This window comes from Pseudomonas paralactis (assembly GCF_001439735.1).
Taxonomy (GTDB): domain Bacteria; phylum Pseudomonadota; class Gammaproteobacteria; order Pseudomonadales; family Pseudomonadaceae; genus Aquipseudomonas; species Aquipseudomonas paralactis.
Map to the genome: position 1 here is coordinate 13576 of NZ_JYLN01000011.1, position 18915 is coordinate 32490.

The window sequence follows — 18915 nt, forward strand, 5'->3', positions numbered from 1 at the left end:
AAATCACTTGAATACACCACAGATCCATTGTGGGAGCGGGCTTGCTCGCGAATGCGGTATGTCATTCAACATTTGAAGTGACTGAACCACCGCTTTCGCGAGCAAGCCCGCTCCCACATTTAGATCAGCGTTATACCTGGCGTGAGCGTTGCCGGGACTATCAGGCTTGGCGTCTCCAGCGACGCCACCGGGTACGCGCAATAATCGGCCGCGTAATAAGCACTGGCGCGGTGGTTACCTGAGGCTCCGACACCGCCGAACGGTGCGGTACTGGCGGCGCCGGTCAACTGCTTGTTCCAGTTGACGATACCGGCACGGCTTTCCAGCCAGAACTGCTGGTAACGCGCTTGGCTGTCCGACAGCAGGCCAGCGGCCAGGCCGTATTGGGTGTTGTTGGCCTCAGCGATTGCGGCGGCAAAATCCGCGTAGCGAATCACTTGCAACAGTGGGCCGAAGAGTTCTTCGTCTTCGCGCTCGGCCACGCCCGTCACGTCGATAATGCCTGGGGTGAGCAACGCCGCCTGATCCTGGGGTTGAGTCATCTCCAACAGCGCCACAGCCCCATTGGCCAACATAAGCGCCTGGGCGTCCATCAACGTCTTGGCCGCCGCCAGGGAAATCACCGAGCCCATAAACGGCGCCGGTTGCTGGTCGAAGGCCCCCACGTCAATGGTCGCGCTGACCGCTACCAGACGCGCCAGCAACGCATCGCCCCAGGCGCCTTGAGGCACCAACAGGCGACGGGCGCAGGTGCAACGCTGGCCAGCGGAAATAAACGCCGACTGGATAATGGTGTAAACGGCCGCATCCACGTCGGCCACTTCGTCCACAACCAGCGGGTTATTGCCGCCCATCTCCAGGGCGAGGATTTTGTCCGGGCGCCCCGAGAACTGCTGATGCAGATGGTTGCCGGTGCGGCTGGAGCCGGTGAAGAACAAGCCGTCTATGCCAGGGTTGGCGGCCAGGGCGATGCCGGTTTCCCGCGCGCCTTGCAACAGGTTCAACACACCCGCCGGCAGGCCGGCTTCGATCCAGCATTGCACGGTGAGCTCGGCCACTTTCGGGGTCAGCTCGCTGGGTTTGAACAACACGGTATTACCGGCCAGCAAGGCCGGGACGATATGGCCGTTGGGCAAATGCCCAGGGAAGTTGTAAGGGCCGAACACCGCCACCACACCGTGAGGCTTGTGACGTAATACCGCGGTGGCGTCGCCCAATGGGCCGCTCTTTTCGCCGGTGCGTTCACGATAGCTCTGCACTGAGATCGCGATCTTGTTGGCCATGCTGGTGACTTCAGTAGCCGATTCCCACAAGGGTTTACCGGTTTCCTCACCAATGCAGCGAGCGATTTCATCGGCACGGCTTTTGAGGGTGTTGGCAAAGGTTTCCAGCACGCTGATGCGATCTTCCAACGGCAGACGAGCCCACGCGGGGAATGCCTGGCGCGCCGCCTGCACGGCAGACTCAACCTGCTCGGCGGTAGCGCCGTTACCGGCCCACAGCACCTGCTGGGTCACCGGGTTGCGCGATTCGAACAGTTCACCCTGGCCAGCCAGCCAGCTACCTGCGATATACAGCGAATTCATTACTTGGACTCCCGAGCAGCAGACAACGGTACGGCGCGCACTTGATCACCCACCACCAGCTGCAAGCGCTTGGCAGTCTGAGGATCGACCACCAGAGTACCTGCCGCCAGGCGGGCCGGTGCAGCAGTAATGCGGCAGTCTTCACGTTTGCGGTTATGGATCAGGAACGGCGTGGCGTCGTCCCCCGGCGTGCCGATGGCCAACACCAGCGACTGGCTGTCGCGCACCGCACGGATTTTGCTGGTTTCACATTCCACAGCCGGGCCGGCGTCGAAAATATCCACGTAGCCCTGGTAGCTGAAGCCTTCGCTCTTGAGCATGCTCAAGGCCGGCTCGGTGTCCGGATGGACCTTGCCGATCACATTGCGCGCATCCTCGGACAGGAAGCAGCTGTACAGCGGGAACTTCGGCATCAGCTCGGCGATAAACGCCTTGTTGCCCACACCGGTCAGGTAGTCGGCCTGGCTGAACTCCATCTTGAAGAAGTGGCGGCCCAGGCTTTCCCAGAACGGCGAACGCCCGGCGTCGTTGGATACACCGCGCATCTCGGCAATGATTTTGTTGCCGAACAACTGCGGGAATTCGGCGATAAACAACATGCGCGCCTTGGCCAACATGCGCCCGTTAAGCCCGTTGCGGTAATCGGCGTGCAAAAACAACGAGCACAATTCGGAATTGCCGGTGAGGTCGTTGGCCAAAAACAGCGTCGGAATCTCGCGGTAGATATTCAGCTCCTGGGAGGCGCTGACGGTCAGCCCGACCCGGAAGTTGTACCAGGGCTCACGCAGGCCCACGGCACCGGCAATGGCAGAAATACCCACCACGCGGCCTTCGTCGTTTTCCAGCACGAACAGGTAATCGGCATCGCCGCGCCCGGCTTCACCGCGAAAGGTTTTTTCCGCCCAGCCAACCCGGTGGGTCAGGCGCTCTTCGTTGGCCGGCAAGGTGGTGAGGCCGGTGCCGGTGCTGCGCGCCAGATCAATCAGGGCCGGTAAATCGCTGCTGCGTACGGGACGAACGATCATGCTATCTCCTCGAACGGGCCGCTGTTGTCAGCCACCCGCGAAACTCTGTTTTTATACCGCAACCAAACGCACGCTCGCGCCTTCGCCAACGCCCAGGGCTTCGGCGGCCGCCAGGTCCAGGGTCACTGGCTTGCCGGGCGCGTAGTCCAGCTCCAGCATCACCGCGCGGTAATCCTGCAACTGCGCGTTGCTCACCAGGTATTGGCGACCGACGCCCTTGACCATCTCGCCGATCTTCACCGGCACCACGCGGCTCTGGGCGATCGAGCGAATGCCCGACACCCGTGCGTGCAGCGTCGGGCCACCGTCAAAGATGTCGATGTAGTGATCGGTCTCGAAGCCTTCGCGCATCAGGATGTCGAAGGTGATCTGCGCACGCGGGTGCACTTGGCCCATGGCCTCTTGGGCTTCGTCCGGCAGCAGCGGCACGTAGATCGGATAGTGCGGCATCAACTCGGCGAGGAAGGTACGGCTTTTCAGCCCGCACAGGCGCTCGGCGGCGGCATAGTTGAGGTCGAAGAAGTTGCGGCCAATGGCGTCCCAGAAGGGTGAATCACCGTTTTCGTCGCTGTAGCCGACAATCTCGGTCACCACCGAGTCGGCAAAGCGCTCGGGATGGCTGGCGACAAACAGCAGTCGGCCACGGGAATTGAGTTCCGACCACGGCGAACCGACCAGCTCAGGCACCACATAAAAGCTGGTGAGCAGGCTGTTGCCGGTAAGGTCGTGGCACTGGGAAAGCACGTGGATCTTGTTGTGGATCTTCAGCTCGCGGGAGGCGTGCACGAAGGTTTCGTTACGAAAGCTATAGAACGGCTCGGAGTAACCCGCCGAGGCTACGATAGCCGAGCAGCCGGCGAGTTTGCCGGTCTCGGTGTCTTCCAGCACGAAGAAATAGCTCTCTTCACCGTTGAAACTCACCTCGGCCGCGAAAGAAGCTTCGCTGGCGGCGATCTTGTCGCTCAGGCGTTCCACATCATCCGGCAAGGAAGTAACACCAATCGGGCTGTCCGCAGCCAGACGCTGTACCTCGCCCAGATCAGCCATTTGCGCGGGGCGCATCACCAGCATGGTGTCACTCCTTAACTCGAAAACTCACAGAGGAAAAAATGCCGGACACAGGCCCCGGATACACATCGGTCTCAATGTGTAAGCAGATCCATGTGGGAGCTGGCTTGCCGGCGATACAGGCAACTCGGTATATCAACGGCACCGAGGTGATGCTATCGCAGGCAAGCCAGCTCCCACATTTGTCAGGTCCGGCCAATAAAATGTGTCGCTATCAGGCTTGCGTCAACGTCTTCACAGCACGCTCAAAACGATCCAAACCTTCGTTGATGTCCGCCTCTTCCACCACCAGGCTCGGCGCAAAACGCACCACGTCCGGACCGGCTTGCAGGATCATCAAATTTTCTTTTTCGGCCGCGTTGAACACGTCCTTGGCCTTACCTTTGAAGGCATCGCTGAGTACGCAACCGATCAACAAGCCCATGCCACGCACTTGGGTGAAGATGCCGTACTGCTTGCCGATCTGCTCCAGGCGCGCCTTGAACAGGTCGTGCTTGGCATTCACCCCCGCCAGCACTTCTGGGGTGTTGATCACGTCGATCACCGCTTCCGCTACCGCGCACGCCAGCGGGTTGCCGCCGTAGGTGGTGCCGTGGGTGCCGACCACCAAGTGCTTGGCCAAGTCTTCACGGGTGAGCATCGCCGCAATCGGGAAGCCGCCGCCCAGGCTCTTGGCGCTGGTGAGGATGTCCGGCGTCACGCCGTAATGCTGGTAGGCAAACAGGTGGCCGCTGCGGCCCATGCCGGTTTGCACTTCGTCGAATACCAGCAGCGCATCGTGGGTGTCGCACAGTTCGCGGGCGCCTTGCAGGTAAGCCAGTTCGGCTGGCAGTACGCCGCCTTCGCCCTGGATCGGTTCCAGAACCACGGCGCAGGTCTTATCGGTCACCGCCGCTTTCAGCGCAGCCAGGTCGTTATAAGGAACGTGGGTGATGCCGGTGATTTTAGGCCCGAAACCATCGGAGTACTTCGACTGGCCACCGACGTTGACGGTGAACAGGGTACGGCCGTGGAAGCTGTTCAGCGCGGCGATGATCTCGTACTTCTCGCTGCCAAAACGGTCGAATGCCACGCGACGGGCCAGCTTGAAGGCGGCCTCGTTGGCTTCGGCGCCGGAGTTGCAGAAGAACACGCGCTCGGCAAAGGTGGCGTCGATCAGCTTGTGGGCCAGGCGCAGCGCCGGCTCATTGGTGAACACGTTGGAGACATGCCAGAGTTTGTTGGCCTGTTCGGTCAAGGCACCGACCAGTGCCGGATGGGCGTGGCCCAGAACGTTAACCGCGATGCCGCCGGCAAAGTCGATCAGCTCGCGACCGGCCTGGTCCCAAACGCGCGAACCTTGGCCACGCACAGGAATGAAGGCAGCAGGTGCGTAGTTGGGCACCATCACCTGGTCGAAATCGGCACGTTGCACCGGGGCTTGCTCAACGGACATCGGAGTCTCCTGAAGAGGAACGCCTGCCTGGAACTGGCGGGCGATGCAGGGATTGTAAGGACAGTTTTCAGTGGGGCCTTGTCGCCAAGCGACAACTTCTTATAGCGCCAACCCGCGTTTTTCGCGGGTTTACGCCAATGCGACAAATAGCGTCGCAATGGCGCAGTTTAAACGCTGCGGCAGGTTTACGTCAGGATCATGCGGCGAAAGGGTTGGCACGCCCTAACGATCCAGCCTCGCCTACCTGCGTTCCATGCAGCACGGCCTCAATACGCAAGGCAGACAGGGGCGAGGTCTGCGGGTTTCGTTGCGGGCATCACTATATATGCTCCAGCGCTGCATCAAAGTTGGTGTGATGTCGCTGCCTCAACTCAATGAAGATCCAGCCCATGCCCACCCCAACTCAAACCTCGCTCTCCCAACACCTCGCACAGGTCGCAGCCGTAGCGCCTGCCGGGGTCACTCCCCGCCTGCCGAAATGGCTAGGGAACGCCTCAAGTGCCCGGCGCCAGGCCCTGAAAAACAGCCCAACTGAATTCGCCGATTGGTATGGCGATGCCAACCGCACCCAGCAAGCTCCCGCCAAGAAGGCACTGGAGAACAGTTGGAAGGCGCAAAACCAAGTCGACAGCGCCCTGTCCACGCTCCAATCCCCGCAAGCATTTGCCGCACCCTTGCTGCAACAGGCACTCAAGCAGCAGTTTGACGCCGACTGCGACGTCAGCGCTGTTTACCTGCGCTTGTATATCCCACAGACCACACCGCTGCTTCCCATAGAAACTGGCGCCAAAACCTGGACGGTTTCACTGGTGGAGGCGGCATTGCACAACTTTGATGCGGGCGAAGGCAAGCCAACGGCCTATGCCAAAGAGTCGACATTCATTACTCAGCCCTCCGCCACCGGGCAGTTCACCACGCTGCCCCAATTACGCGAGAAGATCAGCATCGCGCAATTCATTGGGTTATGCCGCACGCTGGATGTCGGCAAGCAATACCAGCGCTACCTCAAGAACCTTTTGGGCTTCAATGACGCGGCGATCAAGGCTCAACTGCGCCAAAAGGTCATCAATAGCCTGAAAGCCGACGCCCAAGCCAGCTTGCATATGGCGCAGCTGAAAAAGGATGTATCGCCCCAAGCGTTCAATGCACTGCGCAACGTTCTCAAAAACCTGATCGGCGACCTGAACGGCAGGCCGTTGCTGTGCCATGACCTTAGCCTGATGAACGCCCCCTTGACCGGCATCGTGCTGTTCGCCGCCGACCTGGAGTCCAATCGCAGCGCAGTCCCGATGGTGGCCTATATTCCGGGCGACCCGCAATCGCCGCTCAAGTATTACGCCAACGGTCAGGCCTTCATGCAGGACCTGGCGAACAAACTGCGCAGCGCCGACTATCAGGCGTTTTTCAGCCGTTTCGTCAGGCATGAACAGCGTGGCTACTTCTTTGCCGATCTCAACAGCCGCTTATCACAGGTCGTCTGGCACGAGCATGTTTCAGGCGACCCCCGCCCTGTCTGGCGTGACGAACCCGCGGCCAAAACCAACCTGCAATTCTATGCGACGAAAATCACCAACGACCTGTACGAACACCTGTATGAGAACAAGCTTGATAAGTTGCTCAACGATGCTCGCGTAACGGCCATTCCCACCGCCGACGCTGACAGAAATGCCCGCTGGCGGCGCTGGGAGGTTGTGCAGAAAATCGGAGAAGCCATTCTCGAAATCGCCGCCTTCATCGCAACACCCTTTGTCCCGCCGCTGGGCTTACTGATGCTCGGCTATACCGCCTATCAACTGCTCGACGATGTGTTCGAAGGCGTCCTCGACTGGGCCGAAGGGCTCAAGCGCCAGGCATTCGGGCACCTGATGTCGATCCTTGAGCAAATGGTCCAACTGGGCATGTTCGCGGTCGGCGCACCGATAGCCGAAAACCTGTTGCGACAGACGCTACCGAAGGCGCTATGGGACTTCTTTGACAGACTCACTGCGGTGACCACCGACCGTAAAACCCGTCTGTGGAACCCTGATCTCGCGCCCTACGCCCATGACATTCAATTGGTGCCGGGGTCGCGCCCCAGCCCGCAGGGATTACATGCCCATCAACACAAGCAGATCCTGGCGCTGGACGGGCAATATTTTTCCATCAAGCAACCCTCGGGCAACGCTAGCCTTGAACATCCGACGCGCCCCCACGCCTACCGCCCACGGGTATTGAGCAATGGCAAGGGCGCCTGGTTGACGCCTGTGGATCGCCCGTTGACCTGGAATCGCACCACCTTGCTGCGCCGGCTCGGCCCATCTGCCGAAGGTATCAGCGAAGCCGGTCTTGAAAGAGCCAGTCGCATCAGCGAGACCAATGATGACGTCCTGCGCAAACTGTACATGGACCACCAACCGCCGCCGCCACTGTTGGCCGACACACTCAAGCGCATCCGGATCGATGAGCAGTTGCAAACTTTCATCGACCAGATGAACAGCGATGACCCTGCGATGTATCAGAAGGCTGATCCCCAAACCCAACTGTGGCTGCTGAGCCAGACGGGCCTATGGCCCGAATCCAAGACCCTGCGGTTTCTCAACGCCAAAGGTGAAACCGTCTGGGAGCACAAAGGCCATAAAAACGCCGCCGTGGCACAGATACACGAAGCCCAGATGAACAACGGCGATTTGCTGACGATCGTGCTGGAAACCTTGAACGAGTCGGAACGCAAAACCTTGCTTGAAGAGCCATTCGGCCCCACGCCCACCCTGCCTGCGCGCACCGCCAAACTGCGCAAACAACTGGCACGCGCCGCTCAGAAAAGCCGCGCCTCGCTGTTCGACTCGCGTTATCGCGGGCTGGAGATAACCGCTGACGCACGCCTGCAAACCATCATCGACGCCGCGCCCGGCCTGCCAACGAGCGCCGCCGAAGACGTATTACGCTGCTCCACCGGCCAGCAGTTGCTGGACATCGACCAAGGCAAGGTACCCGCACCGGTACTTGAGCGAGCACGCTGGGCCGCTCATCACGTTCGAATCAGCAGGGCGCATGAAGGGCTGTACATGACCGCTCTGGAAAACAGCGACACCCACCGCCTCGCCCTGCACTCGCTGGAAAACCTGCCGGGCTGGTCGCCGTCTGTGCGCCTGGAAGTGCGCGATTTCAAGCAAACCGGCAAGCTGCACGATGCAATCGGCGCTCCTGAAGCACCGATCAAACGCACCCTGGTGCGTACCATCGAAGGCGAGTACATCCCCGAAGACGAAAAAGGCATGGTGCTTGCCGAAACGGATTTTTACACTGCCGTCCTGCAGGCCCTGCCTGACACTCAGCGCGATGCGCTGGGCATTCATATCGGCCAGGGTCCGTTGCTGCGGCAAACCTTGAGCCAGCGCCCCGTGACACGTGAAGCGCTCGGCGCGTTGTTGGCCCAGGATCCAGTGCGCAAACCTGCCTACGACCCCAGGCTGATGCGCCTGCCCGGCGGCATGGAAGGCTACCCCGCCACACCGCCAGAGGCCGGCAGCACCCCCGAGTTGGCGTTGTTACACGAGCTGTACCCTGGCCTGAGCCCGCAAGAGCTGGTTCAGACACTGGACATTTTGAACAGCTATCCCAGCACTCCCTTACAGACGCTCCGCTACCTGAAAAACGAGCTTTTACGACTCAAAACCGATCTGATGGCCTGGCGCTCGACCCTCTTGCAGGCCTCTCTCAACACCGATGCCCCGCTGCCCCCTTCCACGGTCGCCGAAGCGGAACTGCACCGCTGGATATGGACACAAGAACTGCTCCGCGGCTGGCGCCATGAAACGCCGATCGATACTGACCACGCAATCGGACGCACACTGAACCTTGGCTACCCCATACACGGCGAACTGCCTGTACTCAATGCAAACTTCGATCACATTTCCAGTTTGACGCTAAAGGGTTACTCCACTACCCGGGGAGCCCCAGGTTTCCTCACCCACTTCCCCAACCTACGTACGTTGCATCTGAGCGACGTTGCCCTCAACACAATTCCTCCCGAGGTCATCGCACTTTCTCACCTTGACAGACTGACGCTGCGCAACTGCAACCTGACTCTGCAAAACCGCGCAGACCTTGATCCCTTCACAGGACTCAAAAGCCTGGACCTGTCCAACAACAATCAGCTGTCACGGTCTCCCAACCTTGGGCACATGCCCGAACTACAGACGCTGAACCTGAGCGGAACCCATATCTCCCTGTTTCCCGAGAACTTGCTCAATCGCCCCCAACTAGTCAGCGCCGATCTGAGCAACAACTATTTGAGTCGGCTGCCTGATTTGATCTTCCAGCTGCCAGGCAATGCCGCCAAAGCCTTTAACCTGTCAGGCAACGGGTTCTCACGCGCCACGCTGCAGAGGATCAAAGCCTATTGCCAGGTAACCGGCGAACATTTTGGTGCTGATGCCAACCCCGCGCAGAGGCTTTTGGTGCAAGCGCTTTACCCCAAGTACAGCGTCGATCAGGCGAATAACTTCCTCTTCAGGCTGCCCGGCGGCCTGGACGACTCAATGGCACACTTGGTGCGCTTGAAAGCGGACTACGAGCGTCTTCAAGCCGATTTGCAGGAATGGATAGTGAGTGTGCCGGCGCAGCATCCGCGTACGAGGGCACCACTGGACGAGCAAGCCCAGGCTCAGCAGCAGTTGGTGCGAGACGAACTCAAAACAGTGCTGGAAGCAGCCTGGCGACGGGAAACCGCTCTGGACTTCGATCAAGAGCCGTCCGCCGCCTCCCACGAAATGGAAGTGACGCTGGCGCCGCTAGGCGATCTACCGTCATTGAATATCGATTTCGAGCACATTTCGAAGCTGGAATTGAGAGCAGAGGAAACTACGTCGATTCCCCAGGGATTTCTCGAGCACTTTCCCAACCTGGAAAGCCTGCTGATCTACCGCTATGCCTTGAACGACATTCCTGGCGCCGTGTTCAAACTACCCAAACTCAAGTCACTGAGCCTTTCAAACAACCATATTCGCTTGACCACCACCAGCGCCGACGCCCTGAGCGACCTGCAAAACCTTGAGTACCTGGACCTGAGTCATAACCCGCTGGGCGTCGCGCCCGACATCAGCAAAATGTCGGGACTGACAGGTTTGATGATCGAAGAAGCCGGCCTCACGCAAGTGCCGAACGGAATATTCAACCTGCCATCGCTTGATCAAGTGAGCTTGCGCAACAACCAGATTAGCGAGCTACCCAGCGACCTGCTTGAAATGGATGCAGACAGAGCCCAGGGCTTCGACCTCAGCGGCAACCCGTTCTCGCCCGCGGCGATCGCCATGCTGCGCAGTTACTACAACCGCACGACGGTAAATTTCGATGTACCGGAAGCTTTACAACCCCCGCCAATCAATCCCAACCGGGACTCCGTCAGCGGCGGATCCGACACAGAGGGCGATGAATAGCGCGCCGCTCAACCGCGCTCGGAGGGCACCGACGACAACTCGAACGGGCTGCTGCTGCGCCGTTGGTTGCGGTCTTCACGGGGCGTAGCGCCGAAGAAGTTACGGTAGGCGCTGGAGAAATGCGGCCCCGAGGAGAAGCCGCACGACAGGCCGATCTGGATGATCGACTTGCTGGTTTGCATCAACATCTGGCGCGCCTTGTTCAGGCGCAGTTCCAGGTAATACTGGCTGGGAACGCGGTTAAGGTACTGCTTGAAGATGCGTTCCAGTTGTCGTCGCGAAACGCACACGTGCTGGGCGATTTCGTCGGTGGTCAGCGGTTCTTCGATATTGGCTTCCATCAGCAACACCGCCTGGGTCAGCTTCGGATGGCTGGAACCCAGGCGGTTTTGCAGCGGAATGCGCTGGCGCTCGCCACCTTCACGGATGCGCTCCACCACCAGTTCTTCAGACACAGCACCGGCTAACTCAGCACCATGGTCACGGGCCAATACCGCCAACAGCAGGTCAAGTACCGACATGCCGCCGCAAGCGGTCAGGCGATCACGGTCCCAGTCAAACAGATGGCTGGTGGCGATGACTTTGGGGAAGCGTTCGGCGAAGTCGTCCTGCCAGCGCCAATGCACGGCAGCACGATAACCATCCAGCAAACCAAGCTGGGCCAATGGGTACACGCCCGCCGATAACCCGCCGATCACGCAACCAGCCCGAACCAGCTGCTTGAGCGCTGTGCTGAGCTGGGAGGCGATAGCGGCAGGCGGCTCATCCGCCAGCAGGAACAGTTTCTGAAAACCTTCCAGCTTGCCGGCCCACGGCTCGCCCGGCAGTTGCCAGGCGCCCTCGGTTTGCGGCTCGGCCTGCAGAAACGACAATTCGTAGACCACATCCGGATGCACCCGCTGAGCGACGCGCAAGGCCTCCTCAGCCAGCGCAAGCGTGAGTGCTTTTGTGCTGGGCCAAATCAGGAAACCAATTTTGTGGGCGGTCATGGAGTGCTATCCGGAGCGAAAACGGTGAAAGAAGCTGTGGGCCAATGCTAGCCCGTAAACCAACACAAATCTCAAAAACAATGAAGCCCTGCCCTCCTGTAGGAGCGAGCTTGCTCGCGAAAAACCTGAGAACGCCACGGGGTATCAGGCTTCCCGCGTTATCGTTGACGATCTTCGCGAGCAAGCTCGCTCCTACAGGGGATGGGTGGCAACCTTGACTATTTCAAGCTGCCGGACAGGAATTGCTGAAGGCGCTCGGACTGCGGGTTCACCAGCACTTCGCGAGGATTGCCCCGTTCTTCAACAATGCCTTTATGCAAAAACACCAATTGGTTCGACACTTCGCGGGCAAAGCCCATTTCGTGGGTCACCACCACCATGGTGCGGCCTTCCTGGGCCAGGTCCTGCATGACCTTGAGCACTTCGCCCACCAGCTCCGGATCCAGCGCCGAAGTAGGTTCGTCGAACAGCATCACCTCAGGCTCCATCGCCAGCGCACGGGCAATCGCTACGCGCTGTTGCTCGCCACCGGACATATGGCCCGGGAACGCATCCTTACGATGGCCCACGCCGACTTTGGCCAGGTAATGCTCGGCCTTCTCACGGGCTTCTTTCTTGGATATGCCCAACACGTGCACCGGGGCTTCCATCACGTTCTCAATCGCGGTCATGTGCGACCACAGATTGAAATGCTGGAACACCATGGACAGGCGTGAACGCATACGTTGCAGTTGCTTGGGGTCGGCGGCCTTCATGGCGCCGTCCTTGTTGGCCACCAGTTTCAGCTCTTCGTTATTGAGCAGAATCTTGCCGGCGTGAGGCTGCTCCAGCAGGTTGATGCAGCGCAAAAAGGTACTTTTGCCCGAACCGCTGGAACCGATGATGCTGATCACATCACCGGCGGCGGCGGCCAGGGACACACCTTTGAGCACTTCATGACTGCCATAGCGTTTATGCAGGTCTTGGACTTCAAGCTTGTACATGCGGTCGGTTCTCACAAAAACAGGTGGTCAGTCGTTGAGCAAGCGCCCGTGACGCAGCGCTTCGCGCCCCGCCACCTTGGCCAGCCAGAAACCCGCTTGGGCATAACGTAGCCGTTCAACGGCAAACAACACCCCCGAGGTACCCGCGCAAATAGTGCTTACGCGGTCGGTCAGGGGGTCAATCACTTCAAAAATCTCATCGCCGGTTTCTACCCAGTCGCCCGCTTTACGCAGGTAACTGATCACCCCGGCATGGGGCGCGAACAGCAGCTCGGTGCCCTCAAAAGGCACACCTTCGCAAGGTTCGTGTTGCGGCGCGGGCCACTCGCCCTTGATCAAGCCTTGTTCGGCGAGGAACGCAAGGATGCCTTCGGCGTGGAAGATGGCTTCATCACGGCCGGTGTCGGCCTGGCCGCCCAATTCCAACGTCGTCGCGAGACAGGCCAGCGGAATCTGCGCCTCGGGGAACAGGCGCGACAAACGCAGCCACGGCAACGAGCACGCCTCGTCAAACGAACTGCCGCCGGAATCTTCCGCCAGCAGGCCGACCTTCACATTCAGGTGTGCCGACAGCGACCGCCACTGCGGCCAGTGTTGGGGCAGCGCGTACATGTGCAGTGCGGCTTCGGCGTCGCAATGCAGGTCCAGCACCACATCGGCGGTGCAGGCATGGCTCAGCAGGATGCGTTGCATGCCTTGCAACTGGCTGCTCGGCTCGGGCAAGGCGGTGAGCGTATCGCTCATGGCCTGGCGAATCAGGCGCACATTGGCGTGCGGGTCATCGCCCAGCTTGCCTTGTAACAATGCGCCGACCGGCTCGCTCAACTCAACGAAGTCGCGATTGAAGTTCTTGCCGCTGCCCACTTCGAAACGCCCCTGGTGGCTGCCTTGCAACAGCTGGCCAAGGCCCATCGGGTTGGCCACCGGCACCAGCTCGATCACGCCGTTGAGGGCGCCCTGCTGTTCCAGCTTGGTGAGGCGCTTTTTCAGTTCCCACGCGGCACGCATACCCGGCAACTCATCGGCGTGCAGGCTGGCCTGGATATAGGCCTTGCGCTCGCCGCTGCCGAAGCGGAACACGCTCAGTTGGCGCTCGCAGCCCAAATGCCCCCAGGGCAGCAGATGATCGATACGTTCCATATCAGTGCTTCCGTGGAGCCAGGTAGCTCAGCCAGCGGCGCTCGGCCAACTTGAACAGGCGCACCAGGATGAAGGTCAGGCACAGGTAGAACACGCCGGCGGTGATATAGGCTTCGAACGGCAGGTAATACTGAGCATTGACCGTACGCGCGGCACCGGTGATGTCGATCAGGGTAACGATGGACGCCAGACTGGTGGTCTGCAGCATCATGATCACTTCGTTGCTGTACTGCGGCAGCGCACGGCGCAGGGCCGACGGCAACAGAATGCGGCGGTACAGCTTGTAGCGCGACATGCCCATGGCCTTGGCCGCTTCGATCTCACCGTTAGGCGTGGCCTTGAGGCTGCCGGCGATAATTTCGGCGGTGTAGGCGCTGGTGTTGATCGCAAACGCCAGGCACGCACAGAACGTGGCACTGGACAGCAGCGGCCACAGGAAGCTCTCGCGCACCACTTCGAACTGCGCCAGGCCGTAGTAGATCAAAAACAACTGCACCAGCATCGGCGTGCCGCGGATCACGTAGGTGTAAAGCCAGGCCACGCCGTTGACGATCGGCTGCTTGGACACCCGCATCAAGCCCAGGGGCAAGGCCGCGAGCAGGCCGAAGAACAGCGAGATGGCGAGCAATTTCAGGGTAGTCAGCAAGCCGCCAAGGTACAGCGGCATGGCCTCCCAGATGACGTTGTAGTCGAAGATCATAGATCAGCCGCCCTTACGCCTACCGAGTAGCGCTTCTCAAGGTAACGCAAGGCCAGCAACGACACGCTGGTGATCACCAGGTACATCGCCGCCACTGCGAGGAAGAAGGTAAAAGGCTCGCGGGTGGCGTCTGCCGCCTGCTTGGCCTTGAACATCATGTCTTGCAGACCCACCACCGAAATCAGCGCGGTGGCCTTGGTCAATACCAACCAGTTGTTGGTAAACCCGGGGATCGCCAGCCGAATCATCTGCGGCACCATCACCCGGAAAAACACCTGGAAGCTGCTCATGCCATACGCCAGGCCGGCTTCAGCCTGCCCCTTGGGAATAGCCATGAAGGCGCCACGGAAGGTTTCCGACAGGTAGGCGCCAAAGATGAAACCCAGGGTGCCGATACCGGCGGCCAGGGGGTTCAAGTCGATATAGTCGTCAAAGCCCAATAGGGGCGCGACGCGGTTAAGCAAGTCCTGGCCGCCATAGAAAATCAGCAGGATCAGCACCAGGTCGGGGATCCCGCGGATCACCGTGGAGTACAAGTCACCCAGCCAAGCCAACCAGCGCACCGGCGACAGGCGTAACGCGACCCCGATCAGACCCAGAACAATGGCCAAGGCCATGGACGACAAGGCGAGCTGAAGCGTCAACCATGCGCCATCGAGGATAACGGCCCCGTAGCCTTTCAACATGATTCAGGTCCTCGAAAAGGGGGATGAAAAAATGGCGCAAACTTCAGGATGACTGTTGCTTGCGCCATTTCGGACAGACAGCTGCGACTACTTACTTGGCATCAGCGCCGTAAATATCAAAGTCGAAGTACTTGTCCTGGATTTTCTTGTATTCGCCGTTGGCACGGATCGCGGCAATCGCTGCGTTGATACGCTCAAGGTTTTCCTTGTCGCCTTTACGCACGGCGATACCAATACCGTCGCCAAAGTATTTGGCTTCGGTGAACGACGGGCCTACAAACGCGTAGCCTTTGCCGGCGTCGGTTTTCAGGAAGCCATCCTGCAGCAGGGTAGCGTCAGCCACGGTACCGTCGAGACGCCCGGCGGCCACGTCCAGGTAGATTTCGTTCTGGGTGCTGTAACCCTTGATATCCGCACCTTTTGGCGCCAGGACTTCACGGGCGAAACGGTCGTGGATCGAACCGCGCTGCACACCGATCTTCTTGCCCTTCAACTCATCCAGGCTGTCGCTGACGGTGGTGCCTTCCTTCATCACCAGACGCGCTGGGGACAGGTAGTAGCGAGTGGTGAAGTCCACCGATTTCTTGCGGTCGTCAGTGATGGACATGGACGACAGGATCGCGTCGATCTTGCGCACTTTCAGCGCAGGGATCAGGCCGTCGAACTCTTGCTCAACCCAAGTGCATTTCACGTCCATCTGCTTGCACAGCGCGTTGCCGATGTCGTAGTCAAAACCGACGATGCTGCCATCCGGTGCCTTGGAGGCAAACGGAGGGTAAGCCGCTTCGATACCAATTTTCAGTGGCTTGCCTTCGGCGAAAGCCTGCATGGACAGCACGGACAGCGCCAGGGCGCCCAACAGCACGAGTTTCTTCATCTTTGGGACTCCATCGGTATAGGGCAAAAACAGCAGTATGAGCCATGGCCCACGATGCGCGAAGGTGTAACCGAATAGCGGGGCTGCGTCCTGCGCGGGCGACACCTGCGACGACGAGCGAGTGATCGGCATTCTAACGACAGGCCGGAAGCCGATATTTCCTCAATGCGACAACAATTTACAGAAGCACCGAGAAAGCGGTTCCAGCTCATTGACAGCCTCTGAATTTTATGCAGAGACAAAAGATATTAAACCTGATGATGCTGCAAATTACGGGCCTATTATTCGCAAACCCTTCTAGCACGGCAAGTGTGGCGTTTAATCTTATTTTTTTGGGCGTCTAGAACGCGGTTTTTCGGGGCGTGCCCGGGGTCCATTGCCCCAGGTTTGTGCGGGCGGTTACACATTTGAGCGGGCCGGTAACATCCAGAAACGTCCTACGGGGAAAACCGATATTTATTGGTTTGGTTGTGATGCGGCTCTGTCAGACCGCCACCCACACCCCTTTGTGGGAGCTGGCTTGCCTGCGATAACGGTGTATCAGCCAAAGATGGGCTAACTGATAAATAGCTATCGCAGGCAAGCCAGCTCCCACATTGAACCTCGGTGCTTCTGAGCCCCCAAAAAAAGCCCCACCCGGCTTACACCGAATGGGGCTTTGGCCCACCTACCCCGCTTACGCGACGTTCATGGTCTTGTGCGTTTCAATCAAATGCGCCACCACGCTTGGATCTGCCAAGGTAGAGATATCCCCCAACCCATCGTATTCAGCCGTGGCGATCTTGCGCAAAATGCGCCGCATGATTTTCCCCGACCGTGTCTTCGGCAGCCCCGGCGCCCACTGGATCACATCCGGCGAGGCAATCGGGCCAATTTCCTTGCGCACCCAGTTCTTCAGCTCCAGGCGCAGTGCTTCGTTGGGCTCTTCACCATTCTTCAAGGTGACATACACATAGATGCCCTGCCCCTTGATGTCGTGGGGCACGCCCACCACCGCCGCCTCGGCGACTTTGGGGTGAGCAACCATGGCGCTCTCGATCTCGGCGGTGCCCATACGGTGGCCGGACACGTTCAACACGTCATCCACGCGACCGGTGATCCACCAGTAACCATCTTCATCGCGACGGGCGCCGTCACCGGTGAAGTACATGCCGCGGAACGTCTTGAAATAAGTGTCGACGAAACGATCATGGTCGCCGTAGAGAGTACGGGCCTGGCCTGGCCACGAATCGAGGATCACCAGGTTGCCTTCGGCAGCGCCTTCGATGATGTTACCGAGGTTGTCCACCAGTGCCGGCACCACACCAAAGAACGGTCGTGCGGCCGAGCCTGGCTTGAGCGCGTGGGCGCCTGGTAATGGGCTCATCAAGGTGGCGCCGGTTTCGGTCTGCCACCAGGTATCGACGATCGGGCAACGGGATTGGCCGACGTTCTTGTAGTACCAGTCCCAGGCTTCCGGGTTGATCGGCTCACCCACCGAGCCCAACAGGCGCAGGCTGCTGCCGTCGGCGCCTTCGCAGGCGGCGGTGCCGGAAGCCATCATCGCGCGGATCGCAGTCGGTGCGGTGTAGAGGATATTGACCTTGTGCTTGTCGACGATCTTCGCCACCCGGGTGATGTCCGGGTAGTTCGGCACGCCTTCGAACAACACTGTGGTCGCGCCATTGGCCAGCGGGCCGTAGACGATATAGGTGTGGCCGGTGACCCAGCCCACGTCGGCGGTGCACCAGTAGATTTCGCCTGGACGATAGTCGAATACACGCTCGTGGGTCAGGGCCGCATAGAGCAGGTAGCCACCGGTGGTGTGCTGCACACCCTTAGGCTTGCCGGTAGAGCCGGAGGTATAGAGGATGAACAGCGCTTCTTCGGCGCCCATCTCTTTTGGCGCGCAGACGGTGCCCGCCACTTTCATCAAGTCTTCGTACCAGATGTCGCGGTGCTGGTTCCACTTGATCGCGCCATTGGTGCGCTTGCACACGATCACCTTCTGGATGCTGCTGGTTTCCGGGTTGGTCAGCGCATCGTCGACGTTGGCCTTCAGCGGAATCTTCTTACCGGCGCGGATGCCTTCGTCAGCGGTAATCACCACTTTCGACTTACAGTCGATGATGCGACCGGCCAGGGCTTCGGGAGAAAAACCGCCGAACACCACCGAATGAATCGCACCGATGCGGGTACAGGCCAGCATGGCGACCACGGCTTCGGGAATCATCGGCATATAGATAGTCACCACATCGCCGCGGTGCACGTCCTGGCCGCGCAAGGCGTTGGCGAACTTGCAGACTTCTTCATGCAACTCGCGGTAGGTGATATTGCGGCTCTCGGCAGGGTCATCGCCCTCCCAGATGATTGCGATCTGGTCGCCACGCTCGGCAAGGTGACGGTCCAGGCAATTGTAGGAAACGTTCAGGGTGCCATCGGCAAACCATTTGATGTCGACATGGTGGTCGTCGAAAGAGGTCTGCTTCACCGCGGTGAAAGGCTTGACCCAGTCAAGGCGCTTGGCTTGCTCACGCCAGAAGCCATCGGGGTTGACCACCGACTGCTGGTACATGGCCTTGTAGGTCGCCTCGTCGGTCAGCGTGTTGGCTGCTACTTCGGGGCGAACGGGGTACAGGGAAGCCGCACTCATCTTTCTTACCTCGGTGACAATAGTTGTTGTTGTATGGCCCCTGTTGTAGCCGGGGTGAGCCTATAGAACCATTCGACGATGGTAGTAACAAGACCCTACAAATTGCCCTGCTATGCCGGCTACTGCTCTGGCCCGGGCCCGTGGCGCCTTGCCGGTAGCTTAAAAAAACCTTGATAGGGCGATTGTTACAAAAACCGCCAAAAGTGTTTATCAAAACCACGGGTATATGAATATAACCGAGGCGCCTAAAATCAACTCCGCCAACAAGGCACTCTGATTAACAACGCAACAGCCCCCACGAAGGCAACGTTAATCCGAACTTCCCAACTTTTAAGTGACACACGCGGCCTCACAAGGGCCCCGTGCCCCCTTTCGCC

Annotated in this window: 12 protein-coding genes and 1 pseudogene; 1 reads left to right on the top strand and 12 read right to left on the bottom strand. The window is 59.5% G+C overall.

The genetic code is table 11. The features are described 5' to 3' along the window. Nucleotides 1-119 precede the first annotated feature (119 nt). The 4 genes from astD to TX23_RS22995 form a co-directional block, all read right to left on the bottom strand. Nucleotides 120-1586, bottom strand: coding sequence for a succinylglutamate-semialdehyde dehydrogenase (gene astD, locus TX23_RS22980; RefSeq protein ID WP_057704172.1), 1467 nt, complete (start codon nt 1584-1586; stop codon nt 120-122). Next, entirely contained in the window at nt 1586-2611 is a 1026-nt protein-coding gene (astA, locus tag TX23_RS22985; RefSeq protein WP_057704173.1) for an arginine N-succinyltransferase, read from the bottom strand. Before astA ends, astD begins: the two co-directional genes overlap by 1 nt. Before the next feature lie 51 nt (nt 2612-2662). Beyond that, nucleotides 2663-3682, bottom strand: coding sequence for an arginine/ornithine succinyltransferase subunit alpha (gene aruF / locus TX23_RS22990; RefSeq protein ID WP_003175655.1), 1020 nt, complete (start codon nt 3680-3682; stop codon nt 2663-2665). A gap of 211 nt (nt 3683-3893) precedes the next feature. Further along, nucleotides 3894-5114, bottom strand: a complete 1221-nt coding sequence (locus tag TX23_RS22995; RefSeq protein WP_054922319.1) for an aspartate aminotransferase family protein — start codon at nt 5112-5114, stop codon at nt 3894-3896. Between the two features lie 389 nt (nt 5115-5503). Here TX23_RS22995 and TX23_RS23000 point away from each other — a divergent pair, with 389 nt between their 5' ends. After that, entirely contained in the window at nt 5504-10531 is a 5028-nt protein-coding gene (locus TX23_RS23000) for a leucine-rich repeat domain-containing protein (protein WP_057704174.1), read from the top strand. A gap of 8 nt (nt 10532-10539) precedes the next feature. On the opposite strand, the gene argR is transcribed toward TX23_RS23000, so the two are convergent. The 8 genes and pseudogenes from argR to acs all read right to left on the bottom strand — a co-directional run bounded on the left by argR (nt 10540) and on the right by acs (nt 18538). Continuing rightward, complete coding sequence (gene argR / locus TX23_RS23005; RefSeq protein ID WP_034128470.1) at nt 10540-11520, bottom strand: transcriptional regulator ArgR; 981 nt, start codon at nt 11518-11520, stop codon at nt 10540-10542. A gap of 97 nt (nt 11521-11617) precedes the next feature. Then, nucleotides 11618-11704, bottom strand: a pseudogene (locus tag TX23_RS28540) (outer membrane lipoprotein carrier protein LolA); the annotation flags it as partial. A gap of 34 nt (nt 11705-11738) precedes the next feature. Beyond that, on the bottom strand, nt 11739-12503 hold the full coding sequence (locus tag TX23_RS23010) for an ABC transporter ATP-binding protein (protein ID WP_014719598.1): 765 nt from the start codon (nt 12501-12503) through the stop codon (nt 11739-11741). Between the two features lie 27 nt (nt 12504-12530). Beyond that, nucleotides 12531-13643, bottom strand: a complete 1113-nt coding sequence (locus tag TX23_RS23015; protein ID WP_057704175.1) for a succinylglutamate desuccinylase/aspartoacylase family protein — start codon at nt 13641-13643, stop codon at nt 12531-12533. A gap of 1 nt (nt 13644) precedes the next feature. After that, the gene (locus TX23_RS23020; RefSeq protein WP_003193625.1) at nt 13645-14343 is read right to left on the bottom strand and encodes an ABC transporter permease; all 699 of its coding nucleotides are present in this window, start codon (nt 14341-14343) and stop codon (nt 13645-13647) included. Next, on the bottom strand, nt 14340-15029 hold the full coding sequence (locus TX23_RS23025) for an ABC transporter permease (protein ID WP_003193627.1): 690 nt from the start codon (nt 15027-15029) through the stop codon (nt 14340-14342). Before TX23_RS23025 ends, TX23_RS23020 begins: the two co-directional genes overlap by 4 nt. 91 nt (nt 15030-15120) lie before the next feature. Continuing rightward, entirely contained in the window at nt 15121-15906 is a 786-nt protein-coding gene (locus TX23_RS23030) for an ABC transporter substrate-binding protein (RefSeq protein WP_043050341.1), read from the bottom strand. A gap of 676 nt (nt 15907-16582) precedes the next feature. Next, nucleotides 16583-18538, bottom strand: coding sequence for an acetate--CoA ligase (gene acs / locus TX23_RS23035; protein ID WP_003193632.1), 1956 nt, complete (start codon nt 18536-18538; stop codon nt 16583-16585). Between the last annotated feature and the right edge of the window lie 377 nt (nt 18539-18915).

What these genes read in the sequence shown, in the direction of transcription:
- astD (WP_057704172.1), bottom strand. Translation starts at nt 1,586, where the DNA reads ATGAATTCGCTGTATATCGCAGGTAGCTGGCTGGCTGGCCAGGGTGAA.
- astA (WP_057704173.1), bottom strand. Translation starts at nt 2,611, where the DNA reads ATGATCGTTCGTCCCGTACGCAGCAGCGATTTACCGGCCCTGATTGAT.
- aruF (WP_003175655.1), bottom strand. Translation starts at nt 3,682, where the DNA reads ATGCTGGTGATGCGCCCCGCGCAAATGGCTGATCTGGGCGAGGTACAG.
- TX23_RS22995 (WP_054922319.1), bottom strand. Translation starts at nt 5,114, where the DNA reads ATGTCCGTTGAGCAAGCCCCGGTGCAACGTGCCGATTTCGACCAGGTG.
- TX23_RS23000 (WP_057704174.1), top strand. Translation starts at nt 5,504, where the DNA reads ATGCCCACCCCAACTCAAACCTCGCTCTCCCAACACCTCGCACAGGTC.
- argR (WP_034128470.1), bottom strand. Translation starts at nt 11,520, where the DNA reads ATGACCGCCCACAAAATTGGTTTCCTGATTTGGCCCAGCACAAAAGCA.
- TX23_RS23010 (WP_014719598.1), bottom strand. Translation starts at nt 12,503, where the DNA reads ATGTACAAGCTTGAAGTCCAAGACCTGCATAAACGCTATGGCAGTCAT.
- TX23_RS23015 (WP_057704175.1), bottom strand. Translation starts at nt 13,643, where the DNA reads ATGGAACGTATCGATCATCTGCTGCCCTGGGGGCATTTGGGCTGCGAG.
- TX23_RS23020 (WP_003193625.1), bottom strand. Translation starts at nt 14,343, where the DNA reads ATGATCTTCGACTACAACGTCATCTGGGAGGCCATGCCGCTGTACCTT.
- TX23_RS23025 (WP_003193627.1), bottom strand. Translation starts at nt 15,029, where the DNA reads ATGTTGAAAGGCTACGGGGCCGTTATCCTCGATGGCGCATGGTTGACG.
- TX23_RS23030 (WP_043050341.1), bottom strand. Translation starts at nt 15,906, where the DNA reads ATGAAGAAACTCGTGCTGTTGGGCGCCCTGGCGCTGTCCGTGCTGTCC.
- acs (WP_003193632.1), bottom strand. Translation starts at nt 18,538, where the DNA reads ATGAGTGCGGCTTCCCTGTACCCCGTTCGCCCCGAAGTAGCAGCCAAC.